The organism is Microbispora bryophytorum (assembly GCF_006874465.1).
In the GTDB taxonomy this organism is placed as follows: domain Bacteria; phylum Actinomycetota; class Actinomycetes; order Streptosporangiales; family Streptosporangiaceae; genus Microbispora; species Microbispora bryophytorum.
Window position 1 is genome coordinate 355,369 of sequence record NZ_VIRL01000004.1, and the last position, 17,501, is coordinate 372,869.

Below are 17,501 nucleotides of genomic sequence, written 5' to 3' on the forward strand. Positions count from 1 at the left end.
CATCGGTGTGTCCGTCGGCGCCTTCTTGCCTGCGGCGGGTCCCGGCGTCGTCTGGGTGCCCGCGTCTTCACGCGTCAGGCTGCCGGGCTCTCCGGTGTCCTCGAAGCCGTTGCCCCCGTACGGGGCGATGGCCTGGGGTCGAGGCGGGCGGCGTGGTCGTACGACTCGCGGGCGTCGAGTAGTTCGTCCCAGTGCTCCGCCGTCCAAACGCAGGCGGCCGCCAACGGTTCGAGCAGGCTGCGCCCGAGCGGGGTCAGTTCGTACTCGACGTGGGGGGTGGCCTCTGCGTAGACGGTGCGCCTGACCAGACCGTCCCGTTCGAGGGACCGCAGCGACTGGGTGAGGACCTTGGGAGTGACGCGCTTCAGCGGCACGCGCAGCTCGGAGAACCGGCGCGGCCCGTGTTCGAGGCAGCGGATGATCAGCGGCGCCCACTTGTCGCCGATTCGGATCGGATTGAGCGAGGACGGACACAGCTCGTCGAACATGTCGGCGGGCAGGGGTTCCCTCATGGCCTCACGATAACCGGTATCCCGGTGGTAACCGCGGCGCCGGATAACGTCCGGGCACCGGCCGGGCGCACGGGCCCCGGCCCTGGTGAGAGGTGGTTCGCCATGAACATCGTGATCTTCGGCGCGGGGGGCCGGGCCGGGCGGCAGGCGGTCGCGGAGGCGCGCCGGCGCGGTCACCAGGTCACCGCTGTGGTGCGTGACCCCACGGGCCACAGCGACCTGGGTGACGTGCGGGTGGTGGCGGGCGACGTCACGGACCCGGTGAGCGTCGAACGCGCGGCCGCCGGGCACGACGCCGCCATCAGCGCCGCCGTGGACCTGTCCGTTTCACCGCACGGCTTCTTCACCGCGTCGGCCCGCGCCCTGTCCACCGGCCTGGCGAAGGCGGGCGTACCCCGCCTGGTGGTGGTCGGTCTCGCATCGGTCATGCCCGGGGCGTCCGGTGTTCCCCTGATGGACGAGCCCGGCTATCCGAACGAGTACCGCGACTTCTTCCTCGGCCACGCAGCGGGCCTTGACGAGCTTCGGTCCCGCGACCTGGACTGGGTGTACGTGGCGCCCGCGGGCGACTTCGACCACGAAGGCACCCGCACCGGCCGGTACCTGCCCGCCGACCACGGCGACGTGGCCAGCCGGATCACGTACGCGGACTTCGCGATCGCGCTGCTCGACGAGGTCGACTCCCCCCGCCACCACCGCGCCGCCATCAGCATCCGGGAGGCGTGACGCCCGAGGCGCACGACGACCCGGGCCCTCGGGCCGCCGGGCTCGGAGGCGTCCGCGTCGCCCGGGGACCATCCGCATGTCCGGGACTCGGGCGCCGATGACGCGCGGTCGCGGGGGTGACAGCGATCGAGGCGCGACGGCGATGATCAGGCCGGCAGATCAGCTGTGCAGGTTGCGGCTCAGCCGTGCAGGTTGCGGCGGAGGAAGGTGTGCCAGGTCTGCTCGAACGAGCGGGCCAGGGTCGATGTGGCCGCGAAGCGGTCCCAGGCGTGGAACGCGCGGGCGTAGAGGTGCAGGTCGACCGGCACTCCGGCGGCGGTCAGCCGGCGGGCGAAGTCGATGCCCTCGTCCCGCAGCACATCGAACTGGGCGACGGCGACGAAGGTGTCCGGCAGGTCGGCGAGGTCTGTGGCGCGGCCGGGTGCGGAGTACGGGTGCACGTCGCCGGTGTCCAACCGGTCGCCCAGGACCGCGGCCCAGGCGAGCCGGATGTCCGGACGGGCGAAGACCACCTCGGAGACGGCCTCGAAGCTCGACGGCGTCTCCAGGCGGTCGTCGAGCATCGGGTAGAGCAGGGACAGCGAGCACGGCCGTACGGCCTGCCGGTCGCGCACCATGAGCGCGGTGGCCGCGGCGGGCGCTCCGCCGCCACTGGCACCGGCGAGTCCGATCCGGTGCGGGTCGATCCGGTGCTCGACGGCGTGCTCGGCGAGGTGGGTGTAGGCGAGGTATCCGTCCTCGGCGGCGCCGGGAGCCGGGGTCTCCGGGGCGAGCCGGTAGACAACGGCGGCCAGGACGCAGCCGAGGTCCAGGGCCAGAGCGGTGTGGTAGGCGTCGTCGTCGCGGGCGTCGTCGCCGAGGACCTGGGCGCCGGCGTGGAACCAGACCAGGGCCGGTAGGGCGTGCTCGGCACCGGCTGGGCGATAGAGGACCACCTCGAGTTCGGTCCGATCGGCTCGGGGAATGCGCAGCGTCTCGATCGTGACCCGCGGGTCCGCCGGGGCCGGGGCCAGGTGGGCGCGGGCCGCGCGGAATTGCGCACGCAGGCCGGGGATGTCGGAGAGTTCGAGCAGGGTGCCGTTCGCGGCCTTGGGCATCGCGGCGAACGCGGCGGCGAGTTCGGGGTCGAGCGCGTCGATGGTTCCAGGCATGGGAGGTCCTTTCAGAACAGGGAGGGCTGGCCGCTGCCGGCGGTGATGCCGCCGTCGACGGGCAGGATGGCGCCGGTGATGAAACGGGCGTCGTCCGAGGCGAGGAAGCTGACCGCGGCGGCGATGTCGGCTGGGGTGCTGAAGCCGGCGAGTGCCCGCCGCTGGTTGAAGCGTTCGATCAGGTCGGCGTGCTTCGTCGCCAGTTCTTCCGGTCCGGTCAGTGACGGGGCGACGGTGTTCACCCGGATGCCGAACTGGCCGAGGTCGAAGGCGAGCCCGCGGGTGAAGTTCACGACCGCACCCTTGGCCGCGTTGTAGGCGGTGAGCCGGCGGTCGCCGCCGAGGCGGGAGGCCGAGGCGATCTGGACGATGCTGCCGCGGCTGTCCTTGAGGTACGGCAGCGCCGCCTGCGCGCCGAAGAAGCAACTGTCGACGTCGGTGCACATGACCAGCCGCCAGTCCGCCAGCGTCGTCTCGGCGAACTCCTTGCCGAGGCCGACGCCGGCGTTGGAGACCAGGACGTCGATGCCGCCGAACCGGGCGGCGCCGGCGTCGATCATCGCCTGTACCTCGTCCTGGCTGGTGACGTCGGTGGCGACCGGGAGCGCACGGTGGGTGCCGAACTCGGCCGCGAGGGCCTCCAGCCGGTCCTTGCGCCGTGCGGCGAGGACGACGTTGGCCCCTTCGGCGGCGAACCGCCGCGCGATGCCCTCGCCGATGCCGGAGCCGGCTCCGGTGACCACGACGGTCTTGCCGGTGAAACGCTGTTCCACGGTGACCTTCTTTACGTCAGGAACTGACGAATTTGCGTCAGTGACTGACGGTACGCTGCGTCAGTGACTGACGCAAATTCATGTCAGTCACTGACGCTCGTGGTAGCGTCAGAGCCGTGCCACGAAACGGGGATGATGTGCGGCTGCGACTCCAGGAGGCCGCGCTCGAGCTGTATCTGGAGCGTGGCTACGACAAGACCACGACCGGGGACATCGCCGCCCGCGCCGGGGTCACCGAGCGGACCTTCTTCCGCCATTTCGCCGACAAGCGTGAGGTCTTCTTCGACGGCGAGGCGCAGCTACGGGACCTGCTGACCGGCGCGGTCGCAGCGGTGCCGGCCGGCACCAGACCACTGCCCACCCTGCGGGCCGCGTTCCACCAGACCGTGCCGCTGATCGAGCGCAACCTCCCGATCACCCAGCGGCGGGCTCCGGTCATCGCCGCCACGCCGGCCCTGCAGGAACGGGCGCTGGCCAAGAGCGCGGCCCTCGTCGTCGCGCTCACCGACGCCCTCCGGGCCCGCGGCGTCGCCGAGCCGCTCGCGGCCCTGTGCGCCCAGGTGGGCATGGACACCTACTCGATCGCCATTCGCCGGTGGGGAGCCGACCGCACCGACGACCTGCACACTCACCTCGACCGGGCCTTCACCGATCTGCGGCTCGCCGCGAACGCCCTGAAGTGACCGGCCAGGCATGATTTCGCGCCCTTGATGGCGGCGCGGTCCCGGCGCTGCGTCGTCGTGGACGGACACGGGCCGCCCGGACGAGGGCCGCCCGGGCCGCAGCGGCGGCCGGTCTCCGGGCGCGTACCGCGTGTTTGGGTCTCCTACCTGCGGGTACTGCGGCGCGGACGTGTCCGAATCGCTCCATGGAGGATCTCGCCGAATGGATGCCAGCAAGCCTGCCAAGGCCGTCAAGGACGTCGTGGAGAACGCCACCGAGAAGGTGGCCGACTTCCTGACGCCGGACGTTCCCGGCTCGCCGGGCAGCGCTCCGGCGACCGTCGAGGAGCCGGCGACGCCCCGTGATCCGCTGCCGCCGAAGAAGGAACAGGGCGCTCCCGCCACCGTCACGCCGACCGGAGCGGAGACCGGAGCACCTGCCACGTCGAAGGGCCAGCAGGGCGCCTACCTCACCACCGCGCAGGGGGCGCGGCTGCGTGACACCGACCACTCGCTGAAGGCGGGCGAGCGCGGTCCGACCCTGCTGCAGGACCACCACCTGCGCGAGAAGATCACGCACTTCGACCACGAGCGCATCCCCGAGCGCGTCGTCCACGCCCGGGGCGCCGGCGCCCACGGCGTGTTCGAGGCCTACGGCACCGCCTCGGCGGTGACCAGGGCCGGCTTCCTCAAGAAGGGGCGGAAGACCGATGTCTTCGTGCGGTTCTCCACCGTCCTCGGTTCGCGCGGCTCGGCCGACACGGTCCGCGACACCCGCGGCTTCGCGACGAAGTTCTACACCGACGAGGGCACCTTCGACCTCGTCGCCAACAACATCCCGGTGTTCTTCATCCAGGACGGCATCAAGTTTCCCGACGTCATCCACGCGGGCAAGCCGCACCCGGACAGGGAGATCCCTCAGGCGCAGAGCGCGCACGACACGTTCTGGGACTTCGTCTCCCTGCACACCGAGGCGCAGCACCACACCATGTGGAACATGTCCGACCGGGGGATCCCGCGCTCCTTCCGGATGATGGAGGGCTTCGGCGTCCACACCTTCCGGCTGGTGAACGAGGCCGGGGAGACGGTGCTGGTCAAGTTCCACTGGAAGCCCAAGCTCGGCGTGCACTCCCTGACCTGGGAAGAGGCGCAGATGCTCGGCGGCATGGACCCCGACTTCCACCGTCGCGACCTGTACGACGCGATCGAGGCCGGCGCCTACCCCGAGTGGGAGCTCGGCATCCAGGTGTTCCCCGACACTCCGGACCAGACCTTCGAGGGCATCGACCTGCTGGACCCGACCAAGATCGTGCCCGAGGAGCTCGCGCCGGTGCAGCCCGTCGGACGGATGACGCTCAACCGGACGCCTGCGAACTTCTTCGCCGAGGTCGAGCAGGTCGCCTTCCACGTCGGCCACCTGCCGCCGGGCATCGACGTCACCAACGATCCGCTGCTGCAGACGCGGCTGTTCTCCTACCTCGACACCCAGATCACCCGGCTGGGCGGCCCGAACTTCGCGCAGATTCCGATCAACCGGCCGCACTGCCCGGTCAACGACATGCTCCGTGACGGTTTCCACCAGCACGCCGTGCACGCCGGGGTCGCGCCGTACCGGCCGAACTCCCTGGACGGCGGCAACCCGTTCGTCGCCGGTGACGCCGAGAACGCGTTCGTCGACACCCAGGTCGAGGTGGCCCGATCGAGGAAGGTCCGCGCCAACCCCGTGTCCTTCGACGACCACTTCAGCCAGGCCCGCCTGTTCTGGCGGAGCATGTCGCCTGTGGAGAAGGAGCACATCATCCGCGCCTACACCTTCGAGCTGGGCAAGTGCTACGAGCAGGCGATCAAGGAGCGTCAGCTCCAGTGCCTGGCGAACATCGACCCGGTCCTCTGCCGGGAGGTCGCCACCGGGCTGGGCCTGCCCGCGCCCGAGCCGGCCCTGCCGCTCGCCGACCCGGCGCCGAGCCCCGCGCTCTCGCAGGTGGGCAAGGAGTGGCCGGCCGACGGCCGCATCGTCGGCATCGTCGTGGACGACGGCGCCGACCTCGACGGCGTACGCGACCTGCGCAGGGCCGTGTTCGCCGCCGGCATGGTGCCGCTGTTGATCGCCCCGCACGGTGGGATGCTGGCCGACATGCCCGTGCAGCGGACCTTCGCCACCGCCCGGTCGATCGAGTTCGACGCCCTGCTCGTGGCGGCCGCGCCGGCGCCGGCCCCCGACGCCCTGCCCGCGCGGGACGCCAAAGCGGGCGCCGGCGACTCCGTCGCGGCCGACCCGCGGGTGACGCTCATGATCGAGGAGTGCTGGCGGCACACCAAGGCGATCGGCGCCTGGGGCGCGGGCGCGAAGCTGCTCGCCCAGTCGGGGGTCTCCGGCACACCAGGCGTGATCTCCGGTGACTCGGCCACGGAGGTCTTCACCGCTGTGCGGCGGCTGATGGCCGCCCACCGCGTCTGGGAGCGGTTCCCCGCCTCGGTGGCCTGACGCTCCACATCGGACGTCGGCAGGGCCTCCTCCCTCGATCCAAGACCCGGGGGAGGAGGCCGCCGGACCTCTGCCTTTGCGACGCATCCAGGATCGAACCCTCGCACGACGCTGCGGGCCGCGAGCGCGGCTTCGATCTCGACCTGGTCGAGCACGGTTCGGTGGGAAGCCGGTGAGAAGCCGGTGAGGAGCCGGTAACGCCCTCGCAATAAGAAACATCGCAGTAACACTCCCGAATACGCCATGAAACCGCCAACGGTGAGTCTCATGGTGCGGTCGTGGCGGAACCGCCGGACGACCATGCTGAGGAGTGTGAGGCGATGACATGCCGGTGAAGGTAGATGGTGGCGCGACCGCCTGGCTCCTGGCCTGTACCGCGCTCGTCCTGCTGATGACGCCGGGCCTGGCCTTCTTCTACGGCGGGATGGTCAGGGCCAAGAGCGTGCTCAACATGATCATGATGAGCTTCGTCTCGATCGCCCTGGTCACCCTCGTCTGGCTGGCCGCCGGATACAGCCTGGCGTTCGGCCCCGACATCGGGGGACTGATCGGCGGCCTGACCCATGTGGGGCTGCACGACATCACCACCGAATCGGTCACCGGGCAGGTGCCCACGCTGCTGTTCGCGACGTTCCAGCTCACCTTCGCCGTCATCACCGCGGCACTGATCAGCGGCGCCATCGCCGACCGGGCCCGCTTCTCGGCCTGGATGGTCTTCGTCCCGGTGTGGGCGCTCGTGGTCTACGCGCCCATCGCCCACTGGGTGTGGGGCCCCGGCGGCTGGATCCACGCCATGGGCACTCTCGACTACGCGGGCGGCCTGGTCGTGGAGATCACCTCGGGGGCCTCCGGGCTGGCTCTGGCGCTGGTGCTCGGGCCGCGGATCGGATTCAAGGCCGAGGCCATGCGGCCGCACAACCTGCCCCTGGTGCTGCTCGGCGCCGGGCTGCTGTGGTTCGGCTGGTTCGGGTTCAACGCCGGTTCCGCGCTGGCCGCGGACGGCACCGCCGCCGCCGTCTTCCTCAACACCCTGGCCGCGGGGTGCACCGGCCTGCTGGGCTGGCTGCTGGTGGAGCAGCGTCGTGACGGCCGCCCCACCACGTTCGGGGTCGCCTCGGGCGTCGTGGCCGGGCTGGTCGCGATCACACCGTCGTGCGGCTCGGTCGACGTGCTCGGCGCCCTGGGGATCGGCCTGGCCGCGGGCATGATCTGCTCGCAGGCGGTCGGCTTGAAGTTCCGGCACGGCTACGACGACTCCCTCGACGTGGTCGGCGTGCATCTGGTCGGGGGCATCGTCGGCACCCTGCTCATCGGGTTGCTGGCCACCCGTACGCTCACCGGCGCCGACGGCCCCCGGGGCCTGCTGTACGGCGGCGGGCTGGCCCAGCTGGGCAAGCAGGCGATGGCGGTCCCGGTGGTGGCGCTGTACGCCTTCGTCGTCACCTACGGGATCGGCAAGCTGATCCACCGGCTGATGGGTTTCCGGGTGAGCGAGGAGGAGGAGGTGTCCGGCGTCGATCTGGCGCTGCACGCCGAGACCGCCTACGACCACGGCGTGCTCGACCACGCCGTCCGGCTGCGCACCCACCGCCCCGCGCCGGCGCAGCCTGATCCGCGTCCCACGACCTGATCGCCGAGGGCTCCACCGGCAGGCCGGCCGTGGATCAGGCGGGCAGTGCCGGCCTGCGGGCGGGCGAGCACGGCGGCGCCCTCGACGGTGGCCGCCGTGCGGGACGCCTACCAGGTGATCGGCATGGCGGTCAGGCCGTGCACGACGGTGAAGGAGCGGAACAGGGGTTCGCCCGCCGGTCGCAGGCCGGTAAACCTGCGCAGCAGGGCGGGGAACGCGATGCGCATCTCCATGCGGGCCAGGGGAGCCCCGAGACAGTGATGGATGCCGTGCCCGAACGCGATGTGGCCGACGGCATCCCGGCGGATGTCCAGGTCGTCTGGGTTCGGGATGAACCCCGGGTCGCGGTTGGCGGCGGGAAGCGAGCAGATGACGGTCTCGCCGGGGCCGAGGGTCCGGTCGCCCAGCCGGACCTCGGCCGTCGTGATCTTGGCCGTTCCTGAGTGCACGATGCTCAGCCAGCGCAGCAGTTCCTCGACGGCGGCGTCCACGCGGTCGGGCTCGTCGCGCAGCAGCGCGAGCTGGTCGGGGTGCCGCAGCAGGGCGAGTGTGCCCAAGGACAGCATGTTGGCCGTGGTCTCGTGCCCGGCGAGCAGCAGCAGGGTGCCGATCCCGGTGAGTTCGGCGTCGCTCAACTCGTCGCCGTGCTCGCGTACGAGCATCCCGAGCAGATCCTCACCGGGATCTTTGCGAATCGCCTTGATCAGGCCCGCGATGTACGCCCGAGCCTCCGCCGCCGCGGCCGCGCGTTCGTCCGGAGGCAGGGACACGTCCAGCATCCGCTTGGACGTTCCCTGAAAGCCGGCCCGGTCGGCGTACGGCACGCCCAGCAGTTCGCAGATCACCAGGGAGGGAACCGGGAGGGCGAAGTCCGTCACCAGATCGGCGGGCGGTCCGCCGCGCTCCATGGCGTCCAGATGGTCGTCGACGATCTGCTGGACCCTGGGCTCCAGCCGGCGCATACGGCGGACGGTGAACTGGGCCGTGAGCATCCGGCGCAGCCGGGTGTGCTCGGGAGGGTCGGAGCCGAGCAGATTGCCGGCGCGCATCGCGGCGGTCTCCTCCTTGCTCGGCGGCGGGGCGCCGGGTGGCCGGAGCGGAGGCACGAGCGCGTTGCTGAACAGATCGGGACGGCTCAGCACCGTACGGACATCCTCGAATCCGGTGACCAGCCAGGCGTCGGTGCCGAACACGGTGCGGATCCGGGTCACCCCCTCGTCGTCCCGCAGCGCGGAGAGCTCCGGGACGGGATGGAATCCGTCCCGTCGCATGTGCAGGGGTGGGGACACGTCGCGCACGCGACCTCCTCGGGTCACCGGCATTCTGATGATCGCTTTGCCGCAATCCGACGATAGCCGTCCCGTGTCCGCTGTGGACAATCGCGACACGACTGTGGCGGCCCCGCCGCCGGGCCGGTCACATGATCAGGCGAACCGCCCGAGGGCGGCGGTGCAGCTCTCGACTGCCTCCTCGATCCGGTGGACCAGGCAGTACTCGTCGGTGACGTGCGCCCGCTCGGGCTCGCCAGGTCCGCAGACGACCGGGGGCGCCTGAGGCGAGCTCGGTGCCGTGACCGACGAGATCGGCCCGGACGGAGCGGTGTCCGAAGTCGTGCGCGGGCGGGGGCTCAGCTCGGCCGGGCACGGAGGCCCTCACACGACCGTGACGAGCCTGTTCAGCGCGGTGCCGTGGGTGTCGTCGACGTCCCGCGACAGGCAACCGGTCATCAACGCCTTCACGTGGGGTGTGGCCGGTGGACGCGGCGACGTACAAGGTCCTGCGTCTCCTGCCGACCGGCCGGGGCGCGCACGGCCTGTACGTGAGCCGCGACTCGCGCCACCTGTACGTGTCCAACCGGGGCGAGGGCTCGGTGTCGGTCGTGTCGTTCCAGAAGCGGAAAGTGGTGGACGTCTGGCGGATCCCCGGCGGCGGCTCGCCCGACATTGGTCAATATGATCGATGTCGATCATGTCCCCCCAACTCAGGAGCATCCCTGTGCGTACCCGATCTCTGCTGGCGGCCGCAGCGGTGGCCGCCGGTGTGGTCGCCGTCTCCCAGCCCGCCTACGCGGCGGGCCCGGCCATAAGGATCACCAAGATCTACTACGACTCGCCCGGCTCGCCGGACTTCGGCGCGAACAGCAGCCTGAACGGCGAGTACGTGCAGATCAAGAACACGACGAAGAAGGCCGTCAGCCTCAAGGGCTGGACCGTCCGCGACGACACGAAGCGATCGGACCACGTCTACACGTTCGGCCCGTTCACCCTCGGAGCCGGGAAGACGGTCACCCTGCGGACCGGCCGGGGGAAGGACACCTCCACCACCCTCTACTGGGGCAGGAGCGGGGGAACGCTCGCCTACATCTGGAACCAGACCAAGGACAAGGCCTACCTGCGGAACGCGTCCGGCGCGCTCGTCGGCTCCTGTGCGTACAACTCGTCGCGGCAGGACTACAAGATCTGCTGATGGCGGCGGGACCGGTGACCGGCCCTCCTGGACGGCACGGTGGCGTTCGACGACGGCAACACGAAGTACCGCTACTCGCTGCGGCTGTGCTGGCAGCACGCCTACCCCGCGCCGTACTTTTAGATCAACGTCAACGGCACGAGTTCGTCCTGGCCGACCCAGACCGGCACCACGTCCTATGCCGGGTGCCAGCAGGCTTTCGTGTACAGCGGCGAGGTGAACTTCGGCAGCACCGTCCGCAACGTCCGCTTCGACGTGACCGGCGGGTGGTTCGGCAGCACCGGTCACCAGATGCGCACCAAGAGCACCGGCACCTACGACAACCCCTACAACTGACCGGCTTCGGCGTGGCGCTCCGCCCGGTGAGCCGGGCCGCGGCCACCGCCGGTGACGGCCGGGACGGCTGAACGGCGAGGTCTCCGGCAGGCGGTTCATGAAGAACCGCCGCCGTCCGGTGACTCGGCGGGCCGCGCCGGTCGCGGTGACGTCCGTGCGGTCCGCGAGAGGCCGGGACGCGAGCGAGCGCCCGGCGGGGGGCGATAGCCTCGCGGGGTGAGCCGTACCTCTCGTTCCCGCCGTACGCCGCGCCCCGGCGAGCCCTGTCCCTGTGGCCTGCCGGCCGGCTACGGCGACTGCTGCGGCCGGTTCCACGCGGGGCAGTCGGCGCCGACGGCCGAGGCGCTGATGCGCTCGCGCTTCTCCGCGTTCGCGGTGGAGGACGAGGCGTACCTGCTGCGGACCTGGCATCCCTCCACCCGTCCGGCACAGGTCGACTTCGACCGGGACATGCGGTGGACCGGGCTGGAGATCGAGGCGGCCACCGGCGGGAGCCCGATCCACACCGAGGGCATCGTCACCTTCCGCGCCGGATACGACTATCGCGGACAGCCCGGCGAGATGCGGGAGCAGAGCCGCTTCGTCCGCCACGAAGGCGCCTGGGTCTATCGCGACGCCGTCGGCGAATAAGCCTGGCGAATGAGCCCGGCGAAGACCCCGGCCGAAACACGGCTCGGTACGAATGTCATGTCACCGGATTTAGCCCGATAGTGAGACTTTCGGGGATGAACGTTTGATATCCGTTCAGAAGGCATAGCGACAAAAAATACGTCAGCATCCATGCCCCGCTTGGCATGTGCGGGGCCGAGGCCGTGGGGCGGGGTATGAGATCGTCGTTGCTTGTGTCCGCGACGAAAGCCCAAATGCCGCATGACCTTGGTAGGTAGGTGCGTTCCACGATGTCTCGCCGCCGCATGTCCCGCTCCGGGCCGTTTCGGGTTCGGACGGCCCGTCGCCTGACGCTGGCCGCTCTCGTGGCCGCGATCGCGTGGAGCGCCGCGGCTCAGGAGGCGGGCGCGAGCGCGCGGTTGCCGGGCCGTGCCCCGATGAAGGCCACCGGCCACGGCGGCCACGGCGACCGCGGGGGCCAGGTGGCGGCGGGCGGGACGGCCACGGCCCGGCAACTCAAGTCGGGCAACGGCAGGTTCAACCAGAATCTCAACGGTGTGTTCGCCCCGACCTTCATGATGGGCCAGCAGCAGACCGGGATCACGAACGGCGGCCGCATCAGCACCCAGGGCGTCTTCTGCGGTCCCGGCCCGAGGAAGTGCAAGGTCTGGCAGAACATGCCCATCACTTCCCGCGGCTGGTGATCGCGTTCGAATGCACACGGGCCGCAGGTCCGCGAATGCGGGGGTCACGCTGACTGATATGGCAATGATGCCGCAAGACGCCGCGCGCGCCGGGCGCGGGAAACCGACGGGTCACTAGCCTGAAAAGGCCCGGGCGGAAAGGGGCCGCCCGGAGCACTGCGGCGGAGACTGGCGGGGGCGCGCGATGAAGTGTCAGCGGTACGGCGGGACGGCCATGAGGAAGATCGGCCTCCGTCTCCTCGCCTGCGCGTCCGTCGTGGCGGCGCTGGCCGCCGCGGGACCCGCCGCCGCGATCACGCGCACCCACGGGCGGGAGGCGCCACGCCACCAGGAGTCCGGGCTCCGGCCCTCGCAGCCGCAGCCGGACGCCGCCCAGCCCGGGCTCACCGCCTCGGCTTCCACGATCAACCGCGGGACGCAACAGATCACCATCAACGTCGCGAACGGCGGGACCGGCATTCAGAACGCGATGTGCAGGGGCAACCGGGCGTGTGACATCGCGCAGATGCTCGGCACGCCCGACCCGGGCGCTTCTACGGCCCCGGCCCCGCACACGTCCCGCAAAGCGAGAGCGGCGGCCCGTGCGAGAGCGGCGGCCCGCGCGGAGCCGGCCCGCGTGGAGGCGGCCCGTGCGAGAGCGGCGCGTCGTGGAGGGACGGCGATCCGTGCGGGGGCGGCGGACCGGCACGCGGCGGTCTCCGCAGGCCGGCGGGGGACCGGCCCTCGGGCGGCGCGGAACCGCGGGCGCGCGGTATCGGGTGAGCGGGATCGCCGGTGAGCGCGGGGCTCCGCCGCGGGCGCCTCGATTGGTAACCTCACAGTGAGGAAGGGGTCTCGGCCCTGCCCTCCTGTCCACGGCCCGCCACCGAGGAACTCCTCCGAGTCGTCAGGATCCGCGCACCATGTCGAAAGCCGGTCGGTCCCAGGAGGAGATGCGCCGGCGCAACCTCGGCGATCTGCTGCGGCACGTGCACCTGTCCGGCGCGCTCTCCCGTTCGGAGCTGGCCGATCGGATGGGCCTGAACCGCAGCACCATCATGGCACTGACCGCCGAGCTGTCCGCGGCGGGCCTGGTCGGCGAGGAGCTGCCCGGAGACACCGGCAGGGCGGGACGGCCGTCGCTGGTGGTCCGCCCGGAGCGCGACCGTGCGCACGTGCTGGCCTTCGACGTCCGGGTCGACCGCCTGGTCGCGGCCCGGGTGGGACTGGGCGGTGAGATCCTCGACCGCCGGGAGGCGGTCAGGCCCCGCGCGGGCGCGGACCTGGAGGACGTCGTCGGCGTGCTCGCGGGCTTCGGCCGTGAGCTGCGGCGCGGCGTCCGGCCGGGTTCGGTGTGCGTCGGAGTCGGCGCGGCCTACTGCGGCATGATCCGGCCCGACGACGGCACGGTGCGGTACGGGCCCTACGTGGGGTGGGTGGACCAGGCGTTCGGTGTCGAGCTCGGCTCGCGCCTGGGGCTGCCGGTGCTCGTGGGCAACGAGGCCCACCTCGGCGCGCTGGCCGAGCGCGACCGCGGCGTGGGCCGTGGCTTCGACAACCTGATCTACCTGCACGGCGACGTCGGAGTGGGCGGCGGGATCATCGTCGGCGGCAGGCTGCTCGGCGGCGACGGCGGCTACGGGTGCGAGCTGGGGCACATGATGGTGAATCCGTACGACGGGCGGCCCTGCATGTGCGGCTCACGCGGCTGTCTGGAGGCCGAGGTCGGCGAGCACGCCTTGATCGACGCCGCGGGCCGTTCGGGCGAGCTGAGCGGCCGTGAGGGCGTGCGCGCGGTGGTGGAGGCCGCCGGACGCGGGGATGCGGCGGCCGGGGAGGCGCTGCACCGGATCGGCGACTGGCTGGGCATCGGCGTGGCGAACCTGATCAACCTCTTCAACCCCGGCATGGTGATCTTCGGCGGGATGCTGCGGGACGTGTACCCGGGCTCGGCGGCGCAGGTCGGTCACCGGGTGGAGGCGAACGCCATGGTGATCTCCCGCGAGCAGGTGCGGCTGCGGGTGTCGGCGCTCGGCGACGACGTCACGCTGGTCGGCGCCGCGGAGCTGGCCTTCTCCAGGCTCCTGGCCAGCCCCCTGGAGGTGCTCGCGGAGATGCGGCGTCGTTCGGCGCACCGGGCCGCGGCCCGGAGGGGCGCCCTGGCCCGGTGACGGGCCCGCGCCGCACGGGGGTGAGCGACGCGCCGGCGTCAGGTGACGAGGCCGACTCCGCCCAGGATGTCGCCTCCCGGCACGCCGTTCCATTCGGGTTCCGCGTTCTCGGGCCGCCACCGGTGCAGCGGCACCACGCCGGGCTCCAGCACGTGCAGGCCGTCGAGGAAGCCGCGCACCTGGGCCGCGGTGCGCGGCACGATGCCGCCCGCGGTGGTCGTGGTGTAGACGTCCCGGCCCCGCCTGACCGCGTCCTCGTCCAGGTCGCCCTGGGTGATGTGGGAGACCACGAGGTGGCTGCCCGGGGCGAGCGGCTCGCGGAACGCGCCGACGACGCGCGCCGCCTCCGCGTCGTCGGTCACGAAGTGGAGGACGGCCAGCATGATCAAGGCGACCGGCCGGGTGAGGTCGAGGTGGGTGCGGACGCCCGGGTGGCCGAGGATCGACTCCGGTTTCCGCATGTCGCCGTCGATCACGATCGACCGGGGGTTGTCGGCGAGCAGGGCGCGGGCATGGACGAGCACGATCGGGTCGTTGTCGACGTAGACGATCCGGGACTCCGGCGCCTCGGCCTGCGCCACCTGGTGGACGTTCTCCTGGGTCGGCAGCCCGGTGCCGATGTCGAGGAACTGCCGGATGCCCGAGCGCGCCAGGTGCCGTACGGCCCGCACGAGGAAGGCGCGGTTGGCCCGGGCGACCTCGCGGGCGTTGGGCAGGATCGAGATGATCTTCTCCGCGGCTTGGCGGTCGGCCGCGAAATTGTCCTTGCCGCCCAGGTAGTAGTCGTACATCCGGGCCACGCTCGGCGTGCCGGGGTCCACCACCCACGCGGGAGCCAGCTCCTCGTGCACGCTCCGCCCTCCATCGCTCGGGTCCGGTCCACCGGATGAGGCGATCACCATCTTAGGGACACAGGTGCCGATTTTGACAGCTTGCTCCGACAATCGGAAATGTCGAGATGTGTCCTCGGCCCCCGGACACGACGAACGACGAGACCGGCTCAGGCCGCCGCGCCGTCCGACCCGCCCAGCTCCACCAGCTCCCGCAGGGTCGCGTGCGGGATGTCGATGCCGGCGAAGGTCAGGAACCGTCCCATCGGCATCGACGAGGCCATCCGCAGCCCGTTCTCGTCGTCCTCCTCGGTCCGCCGGCTCTTCCCACCGCTGAGGACCCGCAGCAGGGCGGGCCCGGCGAGCGGGTGCGAGAGCCACTCGCCGAGCGTCGAGTCGAGCGACACCACGGGGACGACGGAGTCGCCGCCCAGACCGATCGTCGTCTCGGCCACGACGGACGAGGCGTTCTCGCCGATCTGGATCGTGTAGTCGCCGGGCGCGACGGTCCACCGGCCGAGCGGGACGTCGTAGTACGCGAACGCCCGCCGGTCGAGAGGAAGGGTGACCGTGCGCGACTCGCCGGGGGCGAGGGAGACCTTTCTGAAGGCCCGCAGCTCCCGGACGGGTCGCCGTACGGGACCCGCGGCGGTGGACACGTAGACCTGCACCACGTGCTTGCCCGCCCGATCGCCGGTGTTGGTCACCCTCATGGTGACGGTCGCCCTGTCGTCGCCCGTGCGGACGACCCTGAGGCCGTCGATCGCGAACGTCGTGTAGCTCAGGCCGTGACCGAAGGGGTAACGCACGGGCAGCTCGACCGTCTCGTAGTAGCGGTAGCCGACCATGACGCCCTCGCCGTAGCGCACCTGCCCGGCCTCGCCCGGGAAGTTGAGGTAGCTCGGCGTGTCCTTCAGCCGCACCGGGATGCTCTCGGCGAGGCGGCCCGAAGGGTTGACGGCGCCGAAGAGGAGATCGGCGACGGCGGAGCCGCCCGCCTGGCCGAGCAGCCAGCCCTCCAGCACGGCGTCCACGTCGTCGTGCCAGCCCTCCAGGGAGACGACGCCGCCGTTGGACAGGACGACCACCGTACGGCGGGTCGCGGCGGCGACGGCGCGGATCAGCTCGATCTGGACGGCGGGCAGGTCGATCGTCTCCCGGTCGAAGCCCTCCGACTCCTCACGCTCGCTCAGCCCGGCGAAGACGACCGCGACGTCGGCGGACGCGGCGGCCTCGGCCGCCGCCTCGCGAAGCTCCCGCGCGTCGCCCGATCCGTCCAGCGAGAACCCCGGGGCGTAGGCGACGTCCGGGGCGAGGGCGCGGATCGCGTCGAGCGCCGCGTCGACCCGGGTGGCGTGCACGTGGGAACTGCCGCCGCCCTGGAACCGGGGCCTGGCGGCGAACTCGCCGATCACGGCGATGCGGGCTTCCGCGGAGAGCGGGAGCGTGCCGTCCTCGTTCTTGAGCAGCACGGCGCATTCGGCGGCGAGTTCGCGGGCGAGCGCGTGGTGGGCGTCGGAGTCGAACGCGCCGGAGACGCCGCTGTGGCGTTCGGTGAGGGCGACGACGCGGCGCACGCTCGCGTTCACGGTGGCCTCGTCGAGGTCGCCCGCGCGGACGGCGTCCACGATGCGACGGTCGCTCGCGCCGCCGGTCCTCGGCATTTCGAGGTCCAGGCCCGCGGCCAGCGCGGCGACGCGGTCCTGGACCGCGCCCCAGTCGGAGACGACGACGCCGTTGAAGCCCCACTCGCGGCGTAGGACGTCGGTGAGCAGCCACCGGTTCTGCGAGGCGTGGACGCCGTTGACGCGGTTGTAGGAGCACATCACGGTGGCCGGCCGCGCCTGGGTGACCACCCGCTCGAACGCGGGGAAGTAGATCTCGCGCAGCGTGCGCTCGTCCACCTCGGCGCTGACCCGCATGCGCTCGGTCTCCTGGTTGTTGGCGGCGAAGTGCTTGACCGACGCGCCGGGTCCCTCGGCCTGCAGCGCGGCGACGTGCGCCGCGGCCAGTACGCCGGAGAGCAGGGGATCCTCCGAGTAGTACTCGAAGTTGCGCCCGCACAGCGGCGAGCGCTTGATGTTCACGCCGGGGCCGAGCACGACCGCCACGCCGAGGGCCCGGCCCTCCCGGCCGACGGCGGCGCCGATCCGGGCGGCCACCTCGGGATCCCAGCTCGACCCGACCGCGGCCGCGGGCGGGAAGCAGGTGGCGGGGATGCTCTCGTTGATGCCGAGGTGGTCGGAGCCGCCGGCCTCGCGGCGTACGCCGTGCGGTCCGTCGCACAGTGTGATGGACGGAATCGCGGCCTCATCGAGCGGCTTGGTCGTCCAGAAATCCCGGCCCGACAGCAGTGAAGCCTTCTGCTCCAGGGTGAGCGCGTTCAGTGCGAGCGCGTCGAGGTCGGTCCGGGCCATCGGGGAGGCTCCTTTCACGGGGGGTGGTTCACAGTGTTTCCTGCCCCGGA

17 protein-coding genes are annotated in these 17,501 nt (G+C 71.6%); 10 read left to right on the top strand and 7 right to left on the bottom strand.

The annotated features are described in order from the left end of the window. Positions 1–74: 74 nt before the first annotated feature. Entirely contained in the window at positions 75–512 is a 438-nt protein-coding gene (locus FLX07_RS11825; RefSeq protein WP_142570536.1) for a winged helix-turn-helix transcriptional regulator, read from the bottom strand. Between the two features lie 102 nt (positions 513–614). Between FLX07_RS11825 and FLX07_RS11830 the strand changes: the two genes are divergently transcribed. Next, positions 615–1,238: an NAD(P)-dependent oxidoreductase gene (locus tag FLX07_RS11830; RefSeq protein WP_142570538.1), complete on the top strand. Its 624-nt coding sequence runs from the start codon at positions 615–617 to the stop codon at positions 1,236–1,238. 179 nt (positions 1,239–1,417) lie between these two features. Here FLX07_RS11830 and FLX07_RS11835 read toward each other — a convergent pair whose 3' ends face one another. Both FLX07_RS11835 and budC read right to left on the bottom strand, forming a co-directional pair. Continuing rightward, positions 1,418–2,389, bottom strand: a complete 972-nt coding sequence (locus FLX07_RS11835; RefSeq protein WP_142570540.1) for an alpha/beta hydrolase fold domain-containing protein — start codon at positions 2,387–2,389, stop codon at positions 1,418–1,420. A gap of 11 nt (positions 2,390–2,400) precedes the next feature. Beyond that, positions 2,401–3,162, bottom strand: coding sequence for a meso-2,3-butanediol dehydrogenase (gene budC / locus FLX07_RS11840; protein WP_142570542.1), 762 nt, complete (start codon positions 3,160–3,162; stop codon positions 2,401–2,403). Between the two features lie 116 nt (positions 3,163–3,278). Between budC and FLX07_RS11845 the strand changes: the two genes are divergently transcribed. The 3 genes from FLX07_RS11845 to FLX07_RS11855 all read left to right on the top strand — a co-directional run bounded on the left by FLX07_RS11845 (position 3,279) and on the right by FLX07_RS11855 (position 7,939). Beyond that, a complete protein-coding gene (locus FLX07_RS11845; RefSeq protein WP_142570544.1) occupies positions 3,279–3,845 on the top strand; it encodes a TetR/AcrR family transcriptional regulator in 567 nt (188 codons plus the stop codon). Between the two features lie 202 nt (positions 3,846–4,047). Further along, a complete protein-coding gene (locus FLX07_RS11850) occupies positions 4,048–6,309 on the top strand; it encodes a catalase (protein ID WP_142570546.1) in 2,262 nt (753 codons plus the stop codon). Between the two features lie 325 nt (positions 6,310–6,634). Further along, positions 6,635–7,939 (top strand): ammonium transporter, encoded by a 1,305-nt coding sequence (locus FLX07_RS11855; RefSeq protein ID WP_142570548.1) that lies wholly within the window; start codon positions 6,635–6,637, stop codon positions 7,937–7,939. Positions 7,940–8,046: 107 nt separating this feature from the next. On the opposite strand, the gene FLX07_RS11860 is transcribed toward FLX07_RS11855, so the two are convergent. Next, positions 8,047–9,237 (bottom strand): cytochrome P450, encoded by a 1,191-nt coding sequence (locus FLX07_RS11860; RefSeq protein WP_229689690.1) that lies wholly within the window; start codon positions 9,235–9,237, stop codon positions 8,047–8,049. A 455-nt stretch (positions 9,238–9,692) separates the two neighbouring features. Here FLX07_RS11860 and FLX07_RS38835 point away from each other — a divergent pair, with 455 nt between their 5' ends. From FLX07_RS38835 to FLX07_RS11885, 5 genes are all read left to right on the top strand, one after another. Then, positions 9,693–10,025, top strand: a complete 333-nt coding sequence (locus FLX07_RS38835) for a YncE family protein (protein ID WP_142570552.1) — start codon at positions 9,693–9,695, stop codon at positions 10,023–10,025. Continuing rightward, positions 9,935–10,405 carry a lamin tail domain-containing protein gene (locus FLX07_RS11875; protein WP_229689691.1) on the top strand — a complete coding sequence of 157 codons (471 nt, stop codon included), beginning with the start codon at positions 9,935–9,937 and terminating at the stop codon, positions 10,403–10,405. Before FLX07_RS38835 ends, FLX07_RS11875 begins: the two co-directional genes overlap by 91 nt. Before the next feature lie 201 nt (positions 10,406–10,606). After that, positions 10,607–10,741 carry a hypothetical protein gene (locus FLX07_RS38355; RefSeq protein ID WP_263407620.1) on the top strand — a complete coding sequence of 45 codons (135 nt, stop codon included), beginning with the start codon at positions 10,607–10,609 and terminating at the stop codon, positions 10,739–10,741. 216 nt (positions 10,742–10,957) lie between these two features. Then, positions 10,958–11,371, top strand: a complete 414-nt coding sequence (locus FLX07_RS11880; protein WP_142570556.1) for a YchJ family protein — start codon at positions 10,958–10,960, stop codon at positions 11,369–11,371. Positions 11,372–11,715: 344 nt separating this feature from the next. Further along, a complete protein-coding gene (locus FLX07_RS11885) occupies positions 11,716–12,054 on the top strand; it encodes a hypothetical protein (protein ID WP_142570558.1) in 339 nt (112 codons plus the stop codon). 192 nt (positions 12,055–12,246) lie between these two features. Here the strand turns inward: FLX07_RS11885 and FLX07_RS11890 are convergent, their stop codons facing one another. Continuing rightward, entirely contained in the window at positions 12,247–12,462 is a 216-nt protein-coding gene (locus FLX07_RS11890; RefSeq protein ID WP_142570560.1) for a hypothetical protein, read from the bottom strand. 494 nt (positions 12,463–12,956) lie between these two features. On the opposite strand from FLX07_RS11890, the gene FLX07_RS11895 reads away from it, so the two are divergent. Beyond that, on the top strand, positions 12,957–14,204 hold the full coding sequence (locus tag FLX07_RS11895) for an ROK family transcriptional regulator (RefSeq protein ID WP_208762165.1): 1,248 nt from the start codon (positions 12,957–12,959) through the stop codon (positions 14,202–14,204). 38 nt (positions 14,205–14,242) lie between these two features. On the opposite strand, the gene FLX07_RS11900 is transcribed toward FLX07_RS11895, so the two are convergent. Both FLX07_RS11900 and FLX07_RS11905 read right to left on the bottom strand, forming a co-directional pair. After that, entirely contained in the window at positions 14,243–15,055 is an 813-nt protein-coding gene (locus tag FLX07_RS11900) for an SAM-dependent methyltransferase (protein WP_229689692.1), read from the bottom strand. A 149-nt stretch (positions 15,056–15,204) separates the two neighbouring features. Then, the gene (locus tag FLX07_RS11905) at positions 15,205–17,451 is read right to left on the bottom strand and encodes a glycoside hydrolase family 3 C-terminal domain-containing protein (protein WP_142570564.1); all 2,247 of its coding nucleotides are present in this window, start codon (positions 17,449–17,451) and stop codon (positions 15,205–15,207) included. Positions 17,452–17,501 lie beyond the last annotated feature (50 nt).